Origin of the sequence: Nonomuraea sp. KM90 (assembly GCF_052246675.1) — a bacterium.
Lineage (GTDB): Bacteria > Actinomycetota > Actinomycetes > Streptosporangiales > Streptosporangiaceae > Nonomuraea.
Genome location: NZ_JBQQCB010000066.1, coordinates 1 through 19,293, shown reverse-complemented (window position 1 = coordinate 19,293; position 19,293 = coordinate 1). Strand labels below are relative to the sequence as shown.

At 72.2% G+C, this 19,293-nt stretch carries 20 protein-coding genes; 5 read left to right on the top strand and 15 right to left on the bottom strand.

All coding sequences use genetic code 11. The features are described from left to right. Window positions 1-76: 76 nt before the first annotated feature. Complete coding sequence (locus ACTWPW_RS40760) at window positions 77-1,147, bottom strand: FecCD family ABC transporter permease (protein WP_443171813.1); 1,071 nt, start codon at window positions 1,145-1,147, stop codon at window positions 77-79. Continuing rightward, window positions 1,144-2,178: a FecCD family ABC transporter permease gene (locus ACTWPW_RS40755; protein WP_443171812.1), complete on the bottom strand. Its 1,035-nt coding sequence runs from the start codon at window positions 2,176-2,178 to the stop codon at window positions 1,144-1,146. Before ACTWPW_RS40755 ends, ACTWPW_RS40760 begins: the two co-directional genes overlap by 4 nt. A gap of 58 nt (window positions 2,179-2,236) precedes the next feature. Here ACTWPW_RS40755 and ACTWPW_RS40750 point away from each other — a divergent pair, with 58 nt between their 5' ends. Further along, window positions 2,237-3,355, top strand: coding sequence for an alpha/beta hydrolase-fold protein (locus tag ACTWPW_RS40750; protein WP_375109728.1), 1,119 nt, complete (start codon window positions 2,237-2,239; stop codon window positions 3,353-3,355). Here ACTWPW_RS40750 and ACTWPW_RS40745 read toward each other — a convergent pair. Continuing rightward, a complete protein-coding gene (locus tag ACTWPW_RS40745) occupies window positions 3,339-4,286 on the bottom strand; it encodes a methionyl-tRNA formyltransferase (protein ID WP_443171811.1) in 948 nt (315 codons plus the stop codon). The genes ACTWPW_RS40750 and ACTWPW_RS40745 overlap by 17 nt on opposite strands. 110 nt (window positions 4,287-4,396) lie before the next feature. On the opposite strand from ACTWPW_RS40745, the gene ACTWPW_RS40740 reads away from it, so the two are divergent. After that, complete coding sequence (locus tag ACTWPW_RS40740) at window positions 4,397-5,701, top strand: lysine N(6)-hydroxylase/L-ornithine N(5)-oxygenase family protein (RefSeq protein ID WP_443171810.1); 1,305 nt, start codon at window positions 4,397-4,399, stop codon at window positions 5,699-5,701. Between the two features lie 27 nt (window positions 5,702-5,728). Here the strand turns inward: ACTWPW_RS40740 and ACTWPW_RS40735 are convergent, their stop codons facing one another. Beyond that, window positions 5,729-6,469: a hypothetical protein gene (locus ACTWPW_RS40735; protein ID WP_443171809.1), complete on the bottom strand. Its 741-nt coding sequence runs from the start codon at window positions 6,467-6,469 to the stop codon at window positions 5,729-5,731. 220 nt (window positions 6,470-6,689) lie between these two features. Between ACTWPW_RS40735 and ACTWPW_RS40730 the strand changes: the two genes are divergently transcribed. After that, entirely contained in the window at window positions 6,690-8,027 is a 1,338-nt protein-coding gene (locus ACTWPW_RS40730; protein WP_443171808.1) for a cytochrome b, read from the top strand. Window positions 8,028-8,032: 5 nt separating this feature from the next. Here ACTWPW_RS40730 and ACTWPW_RS40725 read toward each other — a convergent pair whose 3' ends face one another. Both ACTWPW_RS40725 and ACTWPW_RS40720 read right to left on the bottom strand, forming a co-directional pair. Beyond that, window positions 8,033-8,908, bottom strand: a complete 876-nt coding sequence (locus tag ACTWPW_RS40725) for an alpha/beta hydrolase (RefSeq protein WP_443171807.1) — start codon at window positions 8,906-8,908, stop codon at window positions 8,033-8,035. Next, entirely contained in the window at window positions 8,905-10,071 is a 1,167-nt protein-coding gene (locus tag ACTWPW_RS40720) for a hypothetical protein (RefSeq protein WP_443171806.1), read from the bottom strand. The genes ACTWPW_RS40725 and ACTWPW_RS40720 overlap by 4 nt, the downstream gene beginning before the upstream one ends. Window positions 10,072-10,206: 135 nt before the next feature. Here ACTWPW_RS40720 and ACTWPW_RS40715 point away from each other — a divergent pair, with 135 nt between their 5' ends. Then, on the top strand, window positions 10,207-10,380 hold the full coding sequence (locus ACTWPW_RS40715) for a hypothetical protein (protein ID WP_443171805.1): 174 nt from the start codon (window positions 10,207-10,209) through the stop codon (window positions 10,378-10,380). Window positions 10,381-10,440: 60 nt separating this feature from the next. Here ACTWPW_RS40715 and ACTWPW_RS40710 read toward each other — a convergent pair whose 3' ends face one another. The 5 genes from ACTWPW_RS40710 to ACTWPW_RS40690 all read right to left on the bottom strand — a co-directional run bounded on the left by ACTWPW_RS40710 (window position 10,441) and on the right by ACTWPW_RS40690 (window position 15,487). Then, entirely contained in the window at window positions 10,441-11,274 is an 834-nt protein-coding gene (locus tag ACTWPW_RS40710) for an ABC transporter ATP-binding protein (RefSeq protein WP_375109736.1), read from the bottom strand. Continuing rightward, window positions 11,271-12,293: a FecCD family ABC transporter permease gene (locus ACTWPW_RS40705; RefSeq protein ID WP_375110213.1), complete on the bottom strand. Its 1,023-nt coding sequence runs from the start codon at window positions 12,291-12,293 to the stop codon at window positions 11,271-11,273. Before ACTWPW_RS40705 ends, ACTWPW_RS40710 begins: the two co-directional genes overlap by 4 nt. Before the next feature lie 98 nt (window positions 12,294-12,391). Beyond that, complete coding sequence (locus ACTWPW_RS40700) at window positions 12,392-13,429, bottom strand: FecCD family ABC transporter permease (RefSeq protein WP_443171804.1); 1,038 nt, start codon at window positions 13,427-13,429, stop codon at window positions 12,392-12,394. A gap of 62 nt (window positions 13,430-13,491) precedes the next feature. Continuing rightward, window positions 13,492-14,562 carry an iron-siderophore ABC transporter substrate-binding protein gene (locus ACTWPW_RS40695; protein ID WP_375109738.1) on the bottom strand — a complete coding sequence of 357 codons (1,071 nt, stop codon included), beginning with the start codon at window positions 14,560-14,562 and terminating at the stop codon, window positions 13,492-13,494. A 151-nt stretch (window positions 14,563-14,713) separates the two neighbouring features. Continuing rightward, window positions 14,714-15,487, bottom strand: coding sequence for an AraC family transcriptional regulator (locus ACTWPW_RS40690; RefSeq protein WP_375109739.1), 774 nt, complete (start codon window positions 15,485-15,487; stop codon window positions 14,714-14,716). 85 nt (window positions 15,488-15,572) lie between these two features. Between ACTWPW_RS40690 and ACTWPW_RS40685 the strand changes: the two genes are divergently transcribed. After that, entirely contained in the window at window positions 15,573-16,205 is a 633-nt protein-coding gene (locus ACTWPW_RS40685) for a pyridoxamine 5'-phosphate oxidase family protein (protein WP_375109740.1), read from the top strand. Between the two features lie 3 nt (window positions 16,206-16,208). On the opposite strand, the gene ACTWPW_RS40680 is transcribed toward ACTWPW_RS40685, so the two are convergent. From ACTWPW_RS40680 to ACTWPW_RS40665, 4 genes are all read right to left on the bottom strand, one after another. Beyond that, window positions 16,209-17,624, bottom strand: coding sequence for an MFS transporter (locus ACTWPW_RS40680; RefSeq protein ID WP_443171803.1), 1,416 nt, complete (start codon window positions 17,622-17,624; stop codon window positions 16,209-16,211). 105 nt (window positions 17,625-17,729) lie between these two features. Continuing rightward, window positions 17,730-18,173 (bottom strand): Rrf2 family transcriptional regulator, encoded by a 444-nt coding sequence (locus tag ACTWPW_RS40675; protein WP_375109742.1) that lies wholly within the window; start codon window positions 18,171-18,173, stop codon window positions 17,730-17,732. 88 nt (window positions 18,174-18,261) lie between these two features. Further along, on the bottom strand, window positions 18,262-18,417 hold the full coding sequence (locus tag ACTWPW_RS40670) for a hypothetical protein (RefSeq protein ID WP_375109743.1): 156 nt from the start codon (window positions 18,415-18,417) through the stop codon (window positions 18,262-18,264). After that, the coding region (locus tag ACTWPW_RS40665; protein ID WP_443171802.1) for a serine hydrolase domain-containing protein at window positions 18,414-19,293 on the bottom strand (880 nt) is incomplete at its 5' end. The genes ACTWPW_RS40665 and ACTWPW_RS40670, both read right to left, overlap by 4 nt.

Sequence of the window (19,293 nt, the reverse complement as noted above, 5' to 3'; positions counted from 1 at the left end):
GGAGGAGCATCCGCAGTCCCTTGTCGAGTCGTGCCCAAGCGTCGTCAGGCCCACTTTACTTAGGTTAGCCTATCCTTCATATCCCTCTTCTGAGGTTCGTCCGTACCAGCAGGTAGACGAGGAAGGGGCCGCCGATCGCGGCGGTGATCACGCCGACCGGGAGGGTGAACGGCAGCGCCGTACGCGCCACCAGGTCCGCGCCGATCAACAGCAGCGCGCCCACCAGCCCGGAGGCCACCAGCGGCGGCGTCGCGTACCGCGTCAGGCGCATCGCCACCTGCGGCGCGACCAGCGCCACGAACGGGACCGGCCCGGCCGCGCTCACCGCCACCCCGGCCAGCAGCACCGCGCACAGCAGCAGGACCGCCCGCACCATCGAGTAGCGGACGCCCAGGCTCGCCGCGACCTGGTCGCCGAAGTGCATCGGCCTGAGGTGGAACGCCACGAGCGACACCACGGCCAGGAGGGCGAGCGCGCACCACAGCGCCACCCAGACCTCGCCCCACGACCGGTTGTCCAGCGAGCCGACCAGCCACGCCTGGGCCCGGGCCACGTCCCGGATGTCGGCCCTGGCCAGCAGCCAGACGGTGATCGCCTCCATCACGGCGCTCACCGAGATGCCGATGAGGATGAGCCGGAGACCGTCGATCCCGCGCCGCCAGGCCAGGAAGTAGACCAGCAGACCCGTGCCGAGACCGCCCGCGAGCGCCGCCGCGGACAGCCCCACGGAGCTGACGATCGCCGCGGCGGCCCCGCCCGACACCGTCACCAGGAACACGGCGACCGCGCTCGCGCCCCCGGTGATCCCGAGAACGTCCGGGCTGGCCAGCGGGTTGCGCGCGATGGACTGCGTGATCGCCCCGGACACCCCGAGCGCGACCCCCACGACGAGACCGGCCAGGGCGCGCGGCATCCGCAGATCCATGATCACGAACTCGTCGACCCGCTCCCCCCGGCCGAGGATCGTGGCGATCACCTGGGGCAGGCCGATGGGGAAGTCCCCGGCGCCGATGGACAGGCAGAACACCAGGAAGGCCGCCGCCGCCAGCAGCAGCGTGACCAGCACCATCCAGGGCCGCCACACGAACGACGCGTTCCCGAGCCGCACGCCCGGCACCACCGTCCGCCGCACCGCCGGCCCGGTCATGTCTTCCTGAACTTCCCGCGCCACACCAGCGCCGCGAAGAAGGGCGCGCCGGTGAGGGCGACGACGACTCCCGCCTGCAGCTCGCCCGGCCGGATCACCACGCGTCCCACGATGTCGCAGGCCAGCAGGACGACCGCGCCGAGCAGGCCCGCGTACGGCACCAGCCAGCGATAGTCCGGCCCGGTGAGGTACCGGGCGACGTGGGCCACCATGAGCCCGAGGAACGCGATGGGGCCGCACGCCGCCGTCGCCGCGCCCGCCAGCACGGTGATGGCGGCGATGCCGGCGGTCCGGCTCAGCGCGGTGTTCACCCCCAGGCCCCGCGCCACGTCGTCACCCAGGTTGAGCAGGTTGAGGGCGGGCAGCGTGCTCAGCGCCAGCACCAGCCCGGCCGCGACGAACACGGTCACCGGCCAGATGACGTCGAATCCCACACCGGCCACGGACGCCTCGTTCCAGAACCGGAGCGCGTTCAGCGACGCCTGGTCCGACAGCGCGACCGCCGTGGTCATCGCCGCCAGGAACACCGTGATCCCCTGCCCGACCAGCGCCAGCGTCAGAGGGCTGCCCGCCACCCGGCCGATGCTCGCCAGCCCGAACACCACGACACCGGCCGCCGCCGCCCCGAGGAAGGCGAACCACACGTACTGGTACGGATTGCTCAGCCCGAACAGCAGGATCGCCGACACCACGGCGAACGAGGCGCCGGAGTTCACCCCGAGTAACCCCGTGTCCGCGATCGGGTTGCGGGTGAACCCCTGGATCAGCGCCCCGCCGACCCCCAGGGCGACGCCCGCCACGATCGCGAGCACGGTCCTGGGCACCCGCACGGTCTGCACGATGAGCGTGATCTCGGTCAGCCGCTGGTCGGAGCCCGCCGCCGCGAACAACCCGTGCCACACCTCCAGAGGGCTCAGCGCGCGCGCCCCGACGGCCAGCGACGCCGCCCCCACGACCGCGAGGACCACCACCAGCACGCCGACGCCGGCCACCCGCCGGCCGCGGGACCGCTCACCATTTCGATCACTCAATTTAGGTAAAGCTATCCTTAATTGCCGGTCGGCGGTAGGGACGGATGGGGACTTGCGCATGGAGAGCACCTTCGCGAAGTTCGGGCTTCCCGGTGAACCCGGTACAGAGGAGTTCTGGGCGGCGGCGGGGGGACCCGCGTCGGTACCCGCCGGGGGCGGCTGGCTGACGCTGTTCCTGTGGCGCGGGTCCCCGGCGAGCATCGGCTTCGAGAGCTGGTCCGAGCCGGTGCCGCTGCGCCGGTGGGGTGACACGGACTGCTGGTACGCCGAGGTGGCCATGCCCGCGCGGCTGCGCGTGACCTACCAGCTCCGCACGGCCGACGGGGCGCACGCCGACCCGCTCAACCCGGTGGGCGCGGGCGGCGACCGGTCCATCGCCGCGACCCCGGACGTCCCCGCCCAGCCGCACTGGCCCGCCGTCGGCGCCGCCGACGTGCTGCCCCTCCCGCGCACCCGCCTGCGCTGGACCAGCGAACGGCTCGGCGGGCGGCGCACCGTGCGCGTCCACCCGGCGGGCGGCGGCGGGCCGATGGTCCTGCTGCTCGACGGGGACGACTGGCTGTACCTGCACCCGGCCATGATGGCGTTCGACTCGGCCGTCGCCTGCGGCGACCTGCCTCCTGTCACGCTCGTCTTCCTGCCTGCCCGGGCGAGGGACGCCGAGTTCGGCTGCCGGCCCGAGCTGTGGGAGGCGATCCGGGACGAGCTGCTGCCGCTGGTGGCCGGGAGCGGCGTGCCCGCCGAGCCGGACCGGCTTGTGGTCGCCGGGCAGAGTCTCGGCGGGCTGAGCGCGATGTACGCGGCACTGGAGTTCCCCGAGCTGGTGTCCGGCATCGCCTGCCAGTCGGCGTCGTTCTGGTGGGCGCCCGGCGCCACCGACCTGGCCGACCCCATGGGCGGCCCGGCCGGCGGCGCCGTCGCCGCGCGGTTGCGGGACCGGCCCGACCTGTCCGGCCTGCGGGCCGCGTTCGACGTGGGGGAGCACGAGACGCGGATGCTCCCGCACTGCGAGCTGGTCGAGACGCTGGCCGAACGGGCCGGGGCGACCGTGCGGGTCTCGCGGTCGCCCTCGGGCCACGATCGAGCGGGCTGGCGGCACGCCCTGCTCAGGGACGTCTCCTGGGTGCTCGACCGGCCGGCGGCGCCGGCGACGGGGTCGGTCATGGGCGACCGGTGAGGTAGCCGCCCATCGTGCGGAACACCTCGGTGGCGGGCAGGTCCGCGCCGTCCTCCGTACGCACGCGCTCGATCACCAGCCCGTGGCTGCGGCCGCGGCGGGCCTCGGCCCCCGCCACGATGACCACGCCGTCACCCTCCCGGATGAAAACCCGGCCGGGGGTGCCGCCGTAGACGCCCTTGGAGACCGAGGCCTTCAGCACCCGGATGCGCTCGCCGTTGTGGTAGGTGAAGGCGTTGGGATACGGGTCGGACTGGGCGCGGACCAGGCGGGCGATGTCCTCGGCGGGCCAGGTCCAGTCGATGTTGCTGTCCTCGATCGACCGCTTGTGGAAGAAGCTGGCCTTCGACCGGTCCTGCGGGGTCCAGGAGGTCCGGCCGGAGTCGATGAGGTCGAGCGCCTCGGTGACGATCGGCGCGATCAGGTCGACCGTGCGGTGGAAGAGGTCGGTGGCGGTGTCCTCGGGCCCGACGGGCACCGCGCGCTGCACCACGATGTCCCCGGCGTCCAGCTCCTCGTCCATCATGTGCGCGGTGACCCCCACCTCCTTCTCGCCGTTGATCAGCGCCCAGATCAGCGGGGAGAAGCCGGCGTAGGCGGGCAGCAACGAGTCGTGCACGTTGAGGGTGCCGTGGCGGGGGAGGTTGAAGATCTCCGGCGGGATCCAGGTCCGCCAGTTGTTCGCGACGATGAGATCCGGCTCGGCCTCCTTGAGCCGGGCCATCAGTTCCTCGTCGTCCGGCCTGTTGCGCAGGAGCACCGGCACATCGTGGGCCTCGGCCAGCTCGGCCACCGAGTCGTTCCAGATCCTCTCGTAGGCGTGGTCGCTCCTGGGGTGGGTCACCACCAGCACGACCTCGTGCGTGGAGTCCAGCAGTGCCTGGAGCGTGCGATGGCCCCAGGTTTGGTAGCCGAACATCACGACCCGCATGGTGCCTCCTTGTCGGTGGGGCCTGATTAAGTTAGGCTCACCTTAATAAGGGGAGCCTAACCTAAATTAAGCGATGTCTCCACCCCTGATCCAGCCGGCGGAAGGCCTCTATGTCCTCAGCGGAGCAGCACGTCCACGACCTCGTAGGCATCGGTTTCGGACCGTCCAACCTCGCCCTGGCGATCGCGCTTCGGGAACGCCAGGAACGAACAGGCGACCAGGCCGACGCCGTGTTCCTGGAGAAACAGCCCGCCTTCGGATGGCACCGGGGCATGCTGCTCGAAGGCACGACCATGCAGGTGTCCTTTTTGAAGGACCTGGTCACCATGCGAAATCCGACGAGCGAATTCAGCTTTCTCTGCTATCTCCGGGACCGGGGCCGGCTGCTCGACTTCATCAACCACAAAACCATGTTTCCGTCCCGGATCGAATTTCACGACTATCTCGAATGGGCCGCCGCCCGCTTCACCGAGCAGGTGGAGTACGCCTCCGAGGTCGTCGCGGTCACCCCCGTCGAGGTGGACGGGACGATCGAGTTCCTGGACGTGGTCGTCCGGCAGGGCGACGGCACGCTGGTCACCCGCCGGGGCCGCAACCTGGTCCTGGCCGCCGGGCTCGAACCGGTCCTGCCGGACGGAACGGTGAGCGACGAGCGGGTCTGGCACAGCGGGGAATTACTCGACAAGCTGCCCGGGACGCGCGCCCCGCGCAGGTTCGTGGTGGTCGGGGCGGGGCAGAGCGCGGCCGAGGTGACCGACCACCTGCACGCCGCTTTCCCCGGGGCCGAAGTCTGCGCCGTCTTCACCAAGTACGGATACACCCCCGCGGACGACAGCTCCTTCGCCAACCGCATCTTCGACCCGGCGGCGGTCGACCACTTCTACGCCGCGCCCGACGAGGTGAAGGCGCGGCTGCGCGCCTACCACGCCTCCACCAACTACTCCGTCGTGGACCTGGAGCTCATCGACGAGCTCTACCGCCGCCACTACCAGGAAAGGGTGCAGGGCAAGGAACGGCTGCGCATCTTCAACGCCTCCCGGCTCGCCGACGTCGAGCGGGACGAGACCGGCCTGCGGGTCACGGTGGAGTTCCTGCCCACCGGCGAGCGCACCCTGCTGGAGGCCGACGTCATGGTCTACGCGACCGGCTACCGGCCGGCCGACCCGCTCACCCTGCTGGGCACGACCGGCAGGCTCTGCGACCGGCTCCCCGGCGGCGGTGTCCGCCTGGGACGCGACTACCGGATCGTCACCTCCCAGGCGATGCGCTGCGGCATCTACGTCCAGGGCGCGAGCGAGCACACCCACGGCCTCACCTCGACCCTGCTGTCCAACACCGCGGTCCGGGCGGGTGAGATCGCCGAGTCGGTGGCCGAACGGCTCCGGAGGGGCAGCTCGTACGCGCTGTCGCACTGACCCGCCGGCCGCGCGCCGTCGGCGGGCTCAGGCGACCTTGGCGGAGCCGGCCGTCCAGGTGTTGCACGCGCCCGGCTTGCCCGCCGTGTAGCCCTTCTCGAGCCAGTAGAGCCGGTTGGCGGTCTTGCCGTGGAACCTGTTCTTCCAGAACTCCGGCACCTTGACGACGGGCTTCCAGTCCTTGACCTGGCGTCCCAGGGCCTTCGCCGACACGGCCTGGAAGCAGTCGATCTGCAGGTAGTACCGGCGGTTGTGCTCGTTCATCATGGACTCGGACCGGTCGTTCTCCAGCCCCCACCAGGCCTCGCCGATGCCGGTCTGCCCGGTCACGACCGAGCTCCAGGTCCTGGTGATGGACGTGAACACCGCCAGGTCGCTCTTGGCCCTGATCCAGTCGTCGGCCAGCCGGACCTTGATCTGCACGGCGCAGATCTCGGAGAAGGAGCGGGAGACGTCCATCCCGGTGGAGCAGGACTGCTTGTCGTCGGCGTCCTTGAACACCACCTCCACCGGGCGGAAGTCCTTGATCGCCGGCTTCCACGCCTTGTTCAGGCAGCCGACGAGCCCGGTGACGTACTTCTGGGTGGACGCCTTGCTCGTGCCCTTGGTCAGCTTGCAGGAGACCTTGGGCAGCTTGGCCGCCTTGTAGACCTCGTTGTGGGTCAGCTCGGGGGCGCCCTTGACCGGCTCGGCGGAGGCGGAGGCGGAGGCAGGGGCAGAGACGAGCGCCAGGCCGACGGCGGCCCCGGCTAATGCGCGAATGATCATAAGCGTGGATCCTAGCCATCCCCGGAAGATCCGGGCGTACGGCGTCTCCGGCCGCGCGCCGTGACCTAACTCACCCTCCCCGAGGGGCCCATGGGCGTCACATTTCCCCGGCCGATGTCGTCAATGGCATGGGAGTCGAAACGAGGAGGGCACAATGCGCTCGTGGGTGATGAGACGTCGGTCGTTCCGGTTCAGCCATTGGTCATTCATGTTCGCCGAAGTGGCAATCTGGTCTTTCGTCGTCCTGGTGCTGACCGGAGCATTTCTCATGGTCTTCTACGACCCCGGCATGTCTCCGGTGCTCTACCGGGGCGTGTACACGCCGCTGCGTGACATCCCGGTCAGCGAGGCCTACAACTCCACCATGTACCTGAGCCTGGAGGTGCGCGGCGGCCTGTTCGTCCGGCAGGTGCACCACTGGTCGGCGCTGGTGTTCGTGGCCGCGGTCGCACTCCAGTTGTTGCGCATGTTCGTCACCGGCGCCTTCCGCCGCCCGCGCATGCTGCAGTGGCTGATCTGGGTGGCGCTGCTGCCGCTGGGCATGTTCGCGGGGGAGACCGGCAACGTTCTGCCCGACGACCTGCTGTCCGGCGGGAGCCTGTGGCTGATCCAGTCGGTTCTGCTGGCGATCCCCGTGGTGGGCTCGTACGCGGTGCAGCTGTTGTTCGGCGCCGAATTCCCCGGGGACACCGTCATCCCGGTGATGTACTGGGTGCACGTGCTGCTGTTCCCGGTCGCCATCGCGGCGCTCCTCGGCGCCCGCGAATGGCTGGTGCGGCGCAACGGCCACTCGCGCTTCGCCGGGTCGGTGCCGGGGCGGCGGGGTGCGCGCCCCCTGATGGCGGGCGCGACGATCGGGGTGCTCGTCATTCTCGGGGTGGGCTTCCAGATCGCGCCGATCTGGTTGTACGGCCCGGCGGGCCCGGGCCAGATCTCGGCGGGGTCGGTGCCCGACTGGTACATGGGCTTCCTCGACGGCGCTCTGCGGATCATGCCGGGGTGGGAGCTGACCGTCGCGGGATACACGCTCAGCCTCGCGGTCCTGGTGCCCGCGCTCGTGGTGCCGGGCGCCTTCTTCACCGTCCTGGCCGGCTACCCCTTGGGGGAGCGCTTCGTCCTCCAGCGCCTGGCCCGGCGGGACGCGCTCGGCCGGCCCAAGAGCAGCAGCCGCCTGGCCAAGGAGGGGACCATGCTCGCGGTGCCCGCCGTGCTCGACCGGCCGCGCGACGTCGCGGTGCGGACGGGTGTCGCGGCGGCCGGCGTCACCTTCTACGGGCTGCTGTGGGCCGCCGCGTCCAACGACCAGCTGGCGCACCAGATGCAGCTCTCGGTGGAGGCCGTGACGATCTTCTTCAGGTTCGCCGTGGTCATCGGCCCGTTCATCGCCTACTGGGTGACCCACCGGCTCTGCCTGGGCCTGCAACTGCAGGAGCGGCACAGCAGGGAGCACGGGCCGGAGAGCGGAGTGATCGTCCGGACCGCGCAGGGCGGGTTCCACGAGCGGCCCATGCAGGTGGACCGGGAGCGGCGGCCGGCCCTCACCGCGTCGGCCGACTGACCGCCTCAGGGCAGGCCCAGCAGGGCGCAGGTCTCCGCGTGCAGCCGGGTGCCGGGTTCGGCGAGCTCCAGCGGCGCGTCGAAGTGGTTGCGCCCGGCCTGCTCGTACGCGGTCACCCGGCAGCCGCGCGCCCGCAGGTGCGCGGCGAACTCGGCCGACTGCCGCTTGAACTCGTCCGTCTCATGTTCCCCCCAGGCGACGACCACGGGGCAGCGAGCGCCCGAAAGGAACATCGGGCTGCAGTCACGGACCTCGCCGGGGTCGATGCCGACGACCTCGTTCACGTACGTGTGCCGCACCGGGGCCAGATCGTAGATCCCGCTGAGCAGCACCGCCCCGGCGATGGGCGCGGGCGGCAGACCCCACCGCCGCCAGGGCGTGGCCAGCAACATGGCGGCCAGATGCGCCCCCGCGGACGACCCGGAGACCACGATCCGATCCGGGTCGATCCGGTGGTCGGCCGCGTGCCGCCACAACCAGGCGAAGGCGTCGCGCACCTGGTCGACGATCTCGGCGAGCCGGGCACGCGGGGCCAGTGTGTAGTCGGTCGTGGCGTAGACGCCGCCCGCCCCGACGACGGCCGGCGCCGGGAACGTGCTGTCCTCCTTGGACAGCTGCTGCCAGTATCCGCCGTGGATGAAGAACAGCGCCGGGTGACCCTCCGCGCGGTCCCCCGCCGGGCCGTAGACGTCCAGCAGGTCGTCCGGCCCCGGCCCGAAACGCAGGTCGCGGTGGGCCACCCCGGCCAGCTCGGCCCGGGCGCGCCGGCTGTGCTCGGCGTAGTCGTCGAGGTACGGCTGCAGATCGCCCACCAGGCTGCTCGGCGAGTACTGGACGTCCAGCTGCTCCTGGTCGAACCGCCCGTAGACGGGGCCCGTCATGGCAGCAGCCGTTCGACGGTCTCCTCGCGGGCTCTCCTCAGGAAGTCGGCGAAGTCACTGCCACCGGTCCCCTTGGCCTGCTCGCCGCGCTCGAACCGCTGGATGTAGCGCCCGGTGATGCCGATGTGCAGCGCCCTGAGCCGGGCGAGGGCGGCCACGGCCGCGTTGTACGCCTCGGACAGCCGCGGCCGGGCGGCGCGGTGCCGCTCGACGTGGTCGCGCACCGAGGGACCGGCCTCCAGATCCGCGAGGAAGCGGCGGTGCGGCCCCGGCATGTACGCGCGCATGCCCGTCAGGAAGCCGGCGGTCAGCCCGTCGCGATGCGGCACGTCGAGCCCGGCGTCGAAGGCCTGGATGAGGGAGCTCTGCGCGGCGCTGCCGCCGGCCAGCACCAGAGGCTCCCGATCGACCCCCTCGAACCGCATCCCCGGCGCGGCCCAGCCCGTCAGGAACGGTCTGATCCGGTGGTAGAAGACGTGGGGGTCGCACCACCGCTCGATGTCGAGGAGCGCGTCGACCACCCGGCCGAGCACCTCCCGGACGCCGATCAGCGCCTCGGTGAGCCGGTCGTGCTCGTCGCCGGCAACGGCCTGCCGGACCCGCGCGAGGAGCGGCAGCCCGGGGGCGCCGGCCAGCTCCACCCCCACGGTCGCGAGATAGAACCACTTCTCGTCCACGCCGCCGAGGAAGGTCAGCTGGGTGTCGACGTTCGAGGTGCTCAGCGGCTCCGTCCTGTCGATGCGCCGCCAGTTGTTCAGGACGGCCGAGGCATGCGCGACGATCGGCATCCGGTCCAGCCGCCGGGCGAGCTCGTGAAGGGGACGTGCCACCGGGGCCGGGAGCGTGTGTGCGGGCTGGTCGGCGCCGCGTACGTAGCCGTTCGCGAGGAAGGTCAGCAGGAGCATGGCCCGCTCCCGCTCCCCGGGGGAATCGAGGGCGTCCGGCGTGAGCACGGGCATGGACTCGATCGCCGGGCGCAGGCGCCCGGTCATGATCAGGGCCGAGAGGTTCCGCCCGGCCCGCTCCCACGGGAGGTAGTACGGCGGCAGCGCGTCCACCGGGTCGTCGGCGGGCAGGAACCCGTGGCGCGGGTCGATGGCGTATTCGCTCAGCGGGGCGATCCCCGGTCCACGGGCGCGGGTGCGCATGGTCTCGGGCCTCAACGGACTTTCCTCCTCCTCGCCCCGCCGGTCTCGCGGCGTCCTGGCCGCTCGATGCCCCTTGATCCGCCCGCCGAAACCGGGGTCGCGCCCCGGCCTCCGGCCGTCGGACTGAGCGGCATGATGCGATCTTGCCTGATGATCGTGACCGGTGCCGCGCTGATCTCCTTGATCCTGTGGCCGGGCCGGCCGACGGCGCCGCTGCTGGCCGCGGTCGTCCTGCTGGGCCGGCTGGGGCCGCCGGCCCTGGCATGGTGCCGGATGCGGCAGCTCGCCGGGACGCGACAGCAGCTCACCGCCTCCGCTGAGTGACGCGGGCGCCCCGCTGCGCCGAGCCGGACATCTCCCCGGTGAGCCGGGCGTGGGGCGTTGTCAGCCGGTGGTCTCCTGGGCCGAGGCGTGCCGCGGGCGGACGTGGTGGCGGCCGATGGGGAGCATCAGGGGACGGCCGGAGACGGGGTCCTCGATGATGCGGCTGTCGAGGCCGAAGACGGTGCGGACGCAGTCCTCCGTGAGCACCTCGGCCGGGGCGCCGCAGGCGTGCAGGCGGCCGTCGGCGAGGGCGATGAGGTGGTCGGCGTAGCGGGCCGCCAGGTTGAGGTCGTGCAGGACCATCACGATCGTGGTGCCGCGGCCGCGGTTCAGGTCGGTCAGCAGGTCGAGGACCTCGATCTGGTGGCTGGCGTCGAGGAAGGTGGTGGGCTCGTCGAGGAGGAGCAGGTCGGTCTGCTGGGCCAGCGCCATGGCGATCCAGACCCGCTGGCGCTGGCCGCCGGACAGCTCGTCGACGGCGCGGTCGGCCAGGTCCGTCGTCCGCGTGGCCTCCAGGGCGGCCGCCACGGCGACGTCGTCCTCGTGGTTCCACCGGGAGAAGATCCCCTGGTGGGGGTGGCGGCCCCGGCCGACGAGATCGAGCACGGTGATGCCCTCCGGCGCGACCGGCGACTGGGGCAGCAGCCCGAGCGTGCGGGCCAGCTTCTTGGCGGGCATGCGGTGCACCTCCTTGCCGTCCAGCACCACCCGGCCCGCGCGCGGCGCGAGCAGCCGCGACAGGGAACGCAGCAGCGTCGACTTCCCGCAGGCGTTCGCGCCGACGATGACGGTGATCTCCCCGGGCGGCACGACCAGGTCGAGGGACTCGACGACGACGCGGTCGCCGTACCCGAGCGTGAGCCCCTCGGCCGCGAGGGAGTGGGACGTGGTCATAGGGAGCCTCCGGCCCGGTGCGAGCGGATGATCAGATAGACGAGGTACGGCGCCCCGAGCACGCCGGTGACGACGCCCACCGGGTAGCGGACGTCGAAGGCGAACTGCCCGGCGAAGTCGGCGACGAGGACCAGGAGGGCGCCGACCAGCCCGGCGGGCACGAGCAGCGAGGTGCCCGGGCCCACGAGCCGGGCCGCGATGGGGCCGGACAGGAACGCCACGAACGCGATCGGCCCGGCCGCCGCCGTGGCGAACGCGATCAGCCCGACGGCGGCGACGATCACCGTGATGCGGGTGCGTTCGACGCGGACCCCGAGCGCCGCGCCGGTGTCGTCGCCGAGCTGCATCGCCGACAGGTCGCGCGCCCGGGCCAGCAGGACCGGGGTGAGGACGACCAGGGCGACGAGGGCGGGCAGGGTCTGGTCCCAGGTCGTGCCGTTGAGGCTGCCGGTCAGCCAGCGCGTGGCCTCCTGGAGGTCCCATTCGGCGGCCCGGGACAGCACGTACGCGGTGATGCTGTCGAGGATCGCGGAGATCCCGATGCCGATCAGGATGAGCCGCGTGCCGACGACGCCGTCCCGGAAGGCGAGGGTGTACACGAGCAGGGCGACGACGAGGGCGGAGACGATGGCGAAGACCGACACCTGCGTCCCGCCGAGAGAAAGAGACACGATCGCGACGGCCGCCGCGGCGCTCGCGCCCGAGCTGATGCCGATCACGTCGGGGCTGGCCAGCGGGTTGCGGAGCATCGTCTGGAAGGTGACGCCGGCCAGGCCGAAGCTGAAGCCCGCGACCACGGCGAGGACGGCCCGCGGCAGCCGGAGCCGCCCGACCGTGAAGGTCGCCCCCGGCACCCGCTCGCCGAGGATGACGCGGACCACGTCCTCGGGCGGGTAGAACGTCTGCCCGGCCATCAGGGTCACGGCGAACGCGGCGACGGCGAGCACGGCCAGCGTCAGGACGACGAGGCGGCGGCGCGCGGCGCGCCGGCGCCGGCCGCGGGTGACCGCCCGGACCACGGTCGGGGCGACGGTCGAGGCGACCGCCTGGACGCCTGTCTGGACGGCTGTCTGGACGGCTGTCTGGACGGCGGGCGGCCGGCCGGCGGCAGGGGCGCTCACAGCTCACGGACCTTCTGACGGCGGACGATGTGGATGAAGAACGGGGCCCCGATCAGCGCCGTCACGATGCCCACCTCGATGTCCGAGGGCCTGGCCACCACGCGGCCGACGACGTCGGCGGCGGTGAGCAGCGACGCGCCGACCAGGGCGGAGAACGGCAGCATCCAGCGGTGGTCCACGCCGACGAGCAGGCGGCACGCGTGCGGGACGACGAGCCCGACGAAGGCGATCGGCCCGGCGACGGCCGTGGCGGCGCCGCACAGCACGACGGCGCCGAGCGCGGCCGTGCCCCGGATGACGGCGACCCGCTCGCCGAGCCCGGCCGCGATCTCGTCGCCCAGGGCGAGCGAGTTCAGCGCCCGCGCGGACAGGAGGCAGATGGCGAAGCCGACGGCGAGGAACGGCAGGACCTGCCCGATGCGCTCGTAGGAGGCGCCGCCGACGCCGCCGATCTGCCAGAGCCGGAAGCTGCCGGCGATGTCGTTGCGGGGCAGGACGACGGCGCTGACGAGGGACGCGAAGGCCGCCGACGTGGCGGCGCCGGCCAGCGCCAGCTTGAGCGGCGTGGCCCCGCCGCGCCCGAGGGAGCCGACGGTGTACACGAAGGCGGCCGAGACGGCGGCCCCCGCCATCGCGACCCAGATGTACCCGGTCGGCGACGTGAGCCCGAGGAACGCGACCGCGGTGACGACGGAGAGCGAGGCGCCCATGTTGACGCCCAGGATCCCCGGGTCGGCCAGCGGGTTGCGGGTCACGCCCTGCATGACGCCGCCGGCCAGGCCGAGCGCCGCACCGATGACCACGGCGAGCAGGGTGCGCGGGATCCGCTTGGTGACCGCCGCCTGTTCGAGGGAGCCGTCCGTACCGCCGAGGGCCGCCCAGACGTCGGACCAGGCGACGTCGCGCGACCCCAGGGCGACGGAGGCCACCATGATCACGGCCAGGACCAGCACCGCGACGAGCAGCCACAGGACCCGGACACGCGCCGGACGCCGCACGAGGGCGGCGTCCGGCGCGCGGTCGGTGTCGGCCATGCGTTCGGCCGTGCGTTCGGGCGTGCGGTCTGGCGGGGGTGCGGGCGGGGGAGCGGGCAGGGTCACTTGACCTTGTCCGCGGCCTCGGCGAGCGCCTTGACGTAGTCCTCCAGCACCCACGAGATCGACAGCGGGGTCGGGTTCGCGGCGGTGCCCAGCGGCTTGCTGTCGGGCAGCAGGTAGACCGAGCCGCGCTCGACGGCGGGGATCTTCGACAGCAGCGGGTCCTTGCGGATCTTCGCGAGCAGCTCGCCCTTCTCGTCGCCGTACCCGGTGATGATGTCGACGTCGTCGAACACGTCGATCTGCTCGGCGCTGCGGCTCAGGGCGAACTTCTCCGTGCCCTTGGACGCCTCCGCGATGCTGCCCGGGATCGTCAGCCCGAGATCCTCGAAGAACAGCGTGCGGGTGTCGTGCGTCGTGTAGAAGCCGATCTCGCTCACGTCGTTGGGGTCGACGTGCGTCATGAACATCGCCGACTTGCCCTTGAGCTGCGGGTACTTGTCGACGACCGCCTTGATGTCGGCCTCGATGTCGCCGATGAGCTTGTCGCCCTCGGCGGCCAGGCCGATGGCCTTGCTGTTCAGCCGGATGATCTCGCGCCACGGGGTCGCCCAGGCGGCGTCCGGGTAGGCCACCACGGGCGCGATGTCGCTCAGGGTGTCGTAGTCCTGCTGGGTCAGGCCCGAGTAGGCGGCCAGGATGACGTCCGGCTTGGTGTCGGCGACGGCCTCGAAGTCGATGCCGTCGGTCTCGTCGAAGAGTACGGGCTTGCCGGCCTTGAGCTCCTCCAGCCGCTCCTCGACCCAGGGCAGGAGCCCGTCGCCGTCGTCGTCGCCGAAGTTCGCGGCCGCCATGCCGACCGGGACGACGCCCAGGGCCAGCGGGGCCTCGTGGTTGGCCCAGTTCACCGTGGCCACCCGCTGCGGCTTGGCCTCGATGATGGTCGTCCCCAGCGCGTGCTCGATCGTCATGGGGAAGGCGCTCGCGCTGTTGCCGGCGCTGGTGGTGGCACTGGCGCTCGCGCCGGCGCCCGTGGTCTCGTCCTTGGTCTCCGAGGTGCCGCCACAGGCCGTGATGCCCAGCAGGACGGCCGCCACGGTGAGGATGCGAAGGCTAGGTGGACGCTTCAATCCCGTACTCCACTTCAGAATCCGCTGGTGCCCGGCCCTCGGATTAGTTAGGTAAGGCTTGCCTTTTCTATGGGCACCATAGGAGAAATGGGCGACTTGTCGCAATCAATCATTTGAGACATCGACTGTCGCGATCGGGACACGCGTGGCCTCAACGTGCCCGGAACGCCCCCGGTGTGAGCCCGGTCGTCCGGCGGAAGGCCGCGCCGAACGCGCTCGCCGAGCGGTAGCCGACCTCCTCGGCCACGGCATCGACGTCCCAGCCCCGGGTGAGCAGGCCGACCGCGTGCTGGGCGCGTACCGCCGCCACCCAGCGCGCGAAGCTGGTGCCCGTCTCCGCGTTGAAGGCCCGGCTGATCGTGCGGGCGCTCACGCCGAGGCGGGCCGCCCAGTCCGCCAGCGTCCGCTGGTCGCCCGGGTCGTCGCGCACCGCGTCGGCGATCGGGCGCAGCAGGTCGGAGGTGGGCACCTGCAGGAGCAGCTCGTGCGAGGAGGGCGTGAGCACGTCGAGCACCATCGCCTCGGTCACCGCCCGCGAGCCGGAGGGCAGCTCGGTGTCGGTGAGCCGCTCCAGCAGCAGCCGCAGCAGCGGGGTGATCTCGACGCCGACGGGCGTGGGGGAGATCGGGGTCACGGCGCCGAAGGCGAGGAAACCGGCGCGGCACCAGGTGCCGGCCGTGGCCGAACCGGAGTGCAGGGTGCCGGCGGGCATCCACAGGCCCAGGGTGGGCGTGATCGTCCAGACCCGTGCCCCCACCACGGCCGTGGACGCGCCGCGCTCGTTCCAGAGCAACTCGTGCCAGGGGTGGGAATGCTCGTTCCACGTGGTGTCGTGGACGAAGGTCTCGCTCCAGCTGAGGATCGTGTACGGCATGTCGGCCGGCCCGGCGGCCAGGGCGGGCAGCGTGCGGATCTGCCTGGTCATGGGAGGAAGAGGTCCGGCACGGGCGGCATCGCCCCAGCTTAGTACCGCCCTGACAGTCCTGGTTAGGCTCACCTAAGATCGAGTGATGAACGCTTCTGAGATCCGTACGGTGGGGACCCACGCCGAGCTCCGGGAGATCGTGAAAGAGCCGCCGCAGCCCATCTGGGACAAGGACATCGCCCGGATCGACGAGCACGCGCGCACGATCATCGCGCACTCGCCGTTCGTGCTGCTGGCGACCTCGAACTCCGACGGCACCTGCGACGTCTCACCCCGGGGGGATCCGGCCGGGTCGGTGCTGGTCCTCGACGACCACCGGCTGGCGCTGGCCGACCGGCCCGGCAACCACCGGCTCGACAGCCTCCGCAACGTGCTGGACAACCCCCACGTCGGGCTGCTGTTCATCGTGCCGGGGATGAACGAGACCCTCCGGGTGAACGGGCGCGCGACGCTCGTGTCGGACGCGCCGTTCTTCGACGACCTGGTGGTCCAGGGCAAGCGACCGCGCCTGGCGGTCCTCGTGGAGGTCGAGGAGCTGTACATGCACTGTGCGAAGGCGTTCCTGCGCTCGTCGCTGTGGAAGCCCGAGACCTGGCCGGACCGCAAGAGCCTGCCCACGCTCGGCCGGATCGCCAAGGACCAGCTGGGCCTCAAGGGGGTCTCCGCGAAGGAGCTCGACGCGGGGCTCGACCTGGACGCCGAGACGAACCGGTACTGACCTCTAGCCGGCCGCCGCCCTGGGACGCATCCGGACGGCCACGACCAGCGCGAGGACGACGACCGCGGCCATGGCCAGGAAGGCGTCGGAGTAGGCGGCGCCCTCGTGCCCGGGGAACAGCGGGTTGACGGCGCCCGCGCCGCTCTGCTGTCTCGCGGTCACCAGCGCGCCGAGCAGGGCCGGGCCGGTGCCGGCGCCGAGGAACTGGGCTCCCTGGAGAATCCCGATGCCGACGCCGACCCGGTCGCCCGGCAGCGTGCCGGCCGCGGCGCTGATGATCGGGGTCAGCACGAAGATGAAGCCGACGCCGAGCCCGAGGACCCCGATCCCCGCGGGGATCACCGACGTGCCTCCCGCGCAGGCCGACAGGAACACGGCGAACAGTCCCATGGCGGCCAGGCCCGCCAGCACCAGGGGCCGGGTGCCGACCCGGTCGGAGAGGCGGCCGATCAGCGGCGAGACGGCGGCGACGGCGACCCCGGCCGGGATCATGACCAGCGCCCCCGCCCCCGGGCCGAGCCCGTTGACGTCCACCACCAGCAGCGGGACGAGGACCAGGCCGCCGAGGTTGACGATCATGGCCAGGAACGCGATGACGACGGCCGCCCGGTAGACCGGGTCGGCGAACAGCGCGGGCGGGACGAACGGCTCCGCGACGCGGGCCGTACGCCACCCGAAGAGCGCGATCGCCACGACCGCCACCGCGAGACTGGCCCAGGACGAGGGCGCCGCCAGGCCGGAGACCTGGGCCTGGGTGATGCCGAACAGCACCAGCCCGGCGCCCAGCCCCAGCAGGATGCCGCCGGGGAGGTCGAACCGCCCCGCGCCCGACGGGGCGTCGCCCGGCAGCACGCGTGCCGCCGCGGGCAGCAGGACCAGCGCGATCGCGAGCATGATCCAGAACAGCGCGGGCCAGCCGAGGAACTGCCCGATGCCGCCGCCGACGGCCGGTCCGGCGGCGGTGCCGATGCCGGCGGACGCGGAGATGACGCCGATCCCCGCGCCCCGCCGGTCGGCCGGCATCAGCGTGGTGACGGCGATGATCGACAGCACGGGTATCGCGGCCGCGCCGACCCCCATCACGACGCGCCCGAGCACGAGCACGAGGAGGTCCGGGGCGAGCGCGCAGATCAGGCTCCCGGCGGCGTAGGCCAGCAGCGCGAAGCAGAAGAGGCGGCGCAGGCTCACCCGGTCGGAGATGCGGCCGTAGAAGGGGATGCCGACCGAGAACATCAGCAGGAATCCGGTGACGACCCAGGCGAGCTCCGCCTCCGAGGCGCCGAACTCCGTCCCGATGGCGGGGAGCATGAGGTTGACCATGTCGCTGGCGATGACCGTGGCGAGCATCGCCGGCAGGAGCACCGCCAGCAGGGCCGGTGCCGAGCCGGTCCGTGCGGTCGTGCCCGTCGTGGAAGTCATGCTGTCCGTCCTCCAGCTGTCTTGTCTGTAACCACCACGGTTACAGTTAGGGCGAAAAGAACGGCGGAGGACCGGCCTCCGCCGTCGCTCGGCCCGCGGCAGGGGCTACCGCGGCAGTGCGAGTTCGCGCTCGATGGTCAGCACCTGCTGGTGCAGGTGGGCGATGGTCGTGCGGCCGAGCCGCTCCTCCAGGGCCCGCTCCGCGTCCCGGAACTCGGACTCCAGCAGGGCCTGGATGTTGCGCCCCACCTCGCAGTCGGCGCTGGGCGGGTGGGGGTGGCGGGACAGGATCGGCCCCTCCTCGACGGCGGCGTACGCGTCGTACAGCGTGATCTCGCGGGGGCCGCGGGCGAGCGACCAGCCGCCGCCCCGGCCCTCCGTGGCCCGCACCAGGCCGGCCTCCCGCAGGCTGCCGAGGACGCGCCGCACGAGAACCGGGTTGCTCTCCAGGCTGTCCGCGATCTCCGCGGAGGTCAGCGTGCGCTCGCCCCAGCGCGCCAGCAGTGTGAGCGCGTGGATCGCGACCGCGGTCCTGCTGCTGAGGCTCACCGTGTCCCCCTTCGCCGCCGATTGAACTGTAACAAAGCTAGTTGCAGTTCGATGGGCGGTCAACCCGCCCGGCGGTCAGGTGACCTCGTTAGTGCAGGGAGACGATGCCCGAGCCGAACGCGCGCGTGTCGCGCAGCTGCTTGATCTTCCGTGCCTCCGTCGCCAGGTCGCCGGTGACGAGCGTGCTGTTCCGCTCGACCCTGTCGAGGGTGGCGGAGAAGACCTCCCGCGCCCGGGAGCTCATCGGGTGGGACGTGCCTTCTTCGGGCCGCCGGACAGCTCTGCCAGGAGGTTGAACCCGGGACGGTCCACGGAGGCCGCGGTGGCGGACAGCACGACCACGCCGGTTCCCGAGGCGCGGTGGAGCCCGAGCCAGGAGCGGAAGCCGCCCGTGCCGCCATTGTGCAGGGTGAAGCCGCTCCCGACCGTCAGGACGAGCCAGGCGGCACCGATGTGCACCCTGCCCTGGAAGGGGGCGACCGGGTCGAGCGCGGCGACGCCGGGTGCCGTGCCCTTCAGCAGCGCGTCCGTCAGCAGGGCCATGTCCCGGATGGCGGCGCGGGCGCCGCCCGCGGGCCCGAGCGCCTCGCCCGTCCACGGCTCCCGTGGCCGTCCCCGCTTGCTCCGGCCGGTCAGGGCCGTGGGGCGGAGCCGCTCCGGACCCGCGGGCACGTAGAGGCCGCCGAGCTTGAGGGGGCCGGCGATCCGGTCGCGCACCAGGCCGGCGTACGTCGTGCCGGCGGCGCGGGCGATGGCGTGGCCGAGCAGCTCGAACCCGAAGTTCGAGTATCGCGGCGCCGGCTTGCCCACCTTGGTCCCCCGCGCCTGGGCCAGGAGCTGTTCGAGGTCCTCCCCGTACGGGTTCGTCCCGTGCCGCCACAGGGCGACGGTCCGGCGTAACGGGTGCATGGCGGCGGGAAGCCGGGGCAGCCCGGATCGATGCGTGCTGAGGGCGGCCAGGCTGATCCGCGCGGCGGGGACGTCGCCGATCGGCAGCAGCTCGCCGAGGAGCGTGTCGCGGCTGATCTCGCCCCGTGCCAGCGCGTCGACGTAGAGCAGCCCGGTGATCCCCTTCGTGATCGACCCGATCTCGAAGTCCCCCTCCATCGGGGCGCCGCGG

Excerpts from the sequence above, each read along its gene's own strand:
- ACTWPW_RS40760 (WP_443171813.1), bottom strand. The coding sequence starts at position 1,147 with ATGACCGGGCCGGCGGTGCGGCGGACGGTGGTGCCGGGCGTGCGGCTC.
- ACTWPW_RS40750 (WP_375109728.1), top strand. The coding sequence starts at position 2,237 with ATGGAGAGCACCTTCGCGAAGTTCGGGCTTCCCGGTGAACCCGGTACA.
- ACTWPW_RS40745 (WP_443171811.1), bottom strand. The coding sequence starts at position 4,286 with ATGCGGGTCGTGATGTTCGGCTACCAAACCTGGGGCCATCGCACGCTC.
- ACTWPW_RS40740 (WP_443171810.1), top strand. The coding sequence starts at position 4,397 with ATGTCCTCAGCGGAGCAGCACGTCCACGACCTCGTAGGCATCGGTTTC.
- ACTWPW_RS40735 (WP_443171809.1), bottom strand. The coding sequence starts at position 6,469 with ATGATCATTCGCGCATTAGCCGGGGCCGCCGTCGGCCTGGCGCTCGTC.
- ACTWPW_RS40725 (WP_443171807.1), bottom strand. The coding sequence starts at position 8,908 with ATGACGGGCCCCGTCTACGGGCGGTTCGACCAGGAGCAGCTGGACGTC.
- ACTWPW_RS40715 (WP_443171805.1), top strand. The coding sequence starts at position 10,207 with ATGATCGTGACCGGTGCCGCGCTGATCTCCTTGATCCTGTGGCCGGGC.
- ACTWPW_RS40710 (WP_375109736.1), bottom strand. The coding sequence starts at position 11,274 with ATGACCACGTCCCACTCCCTCGCGGCCGAGGGGCTCACGCTCGGGTAC.
- ACTWPW_RS40700 (WP_443171804.1), bottom strand. The coding sequence starts at position 13,429 with ATGGCCGACACCGACCGCGCGCCGGACGCCGCCCTCGTGCGGCGTCCG.
- ACTWPW_RS40690 (WP_375109739.1), bottom strand. The coding sequence starts at position 15,487 with ATGACCAGGCAGATCCGCACGCTGCCCGCCCTGGCCGCCGGGCCGGCC.
- ACTWPW_RS40685 (WP_375109740.1), top strand. The coding sequence starts at position 15,573 with ATGAACGCTTCTGAGATCCGTACGGTGGGGACCCACGCCGAGCTCCGG.
- ACTWPW_RS40680 (WP_443171803.1), bottom strand. The coding sequence starts at position 17,624 with ATGACTTCCACGACGGGCACGACCGCACGGACCGGCTCGGCACCGGCC.
- ACTWPW_RS40670 (WP_375109743.1), bottom strand. The coding sequence starts at position 18,417 with ATGAGCTCCCGGGCGCGGGAGGTCTTCTCCGCCACCCTCGACAGGGTC.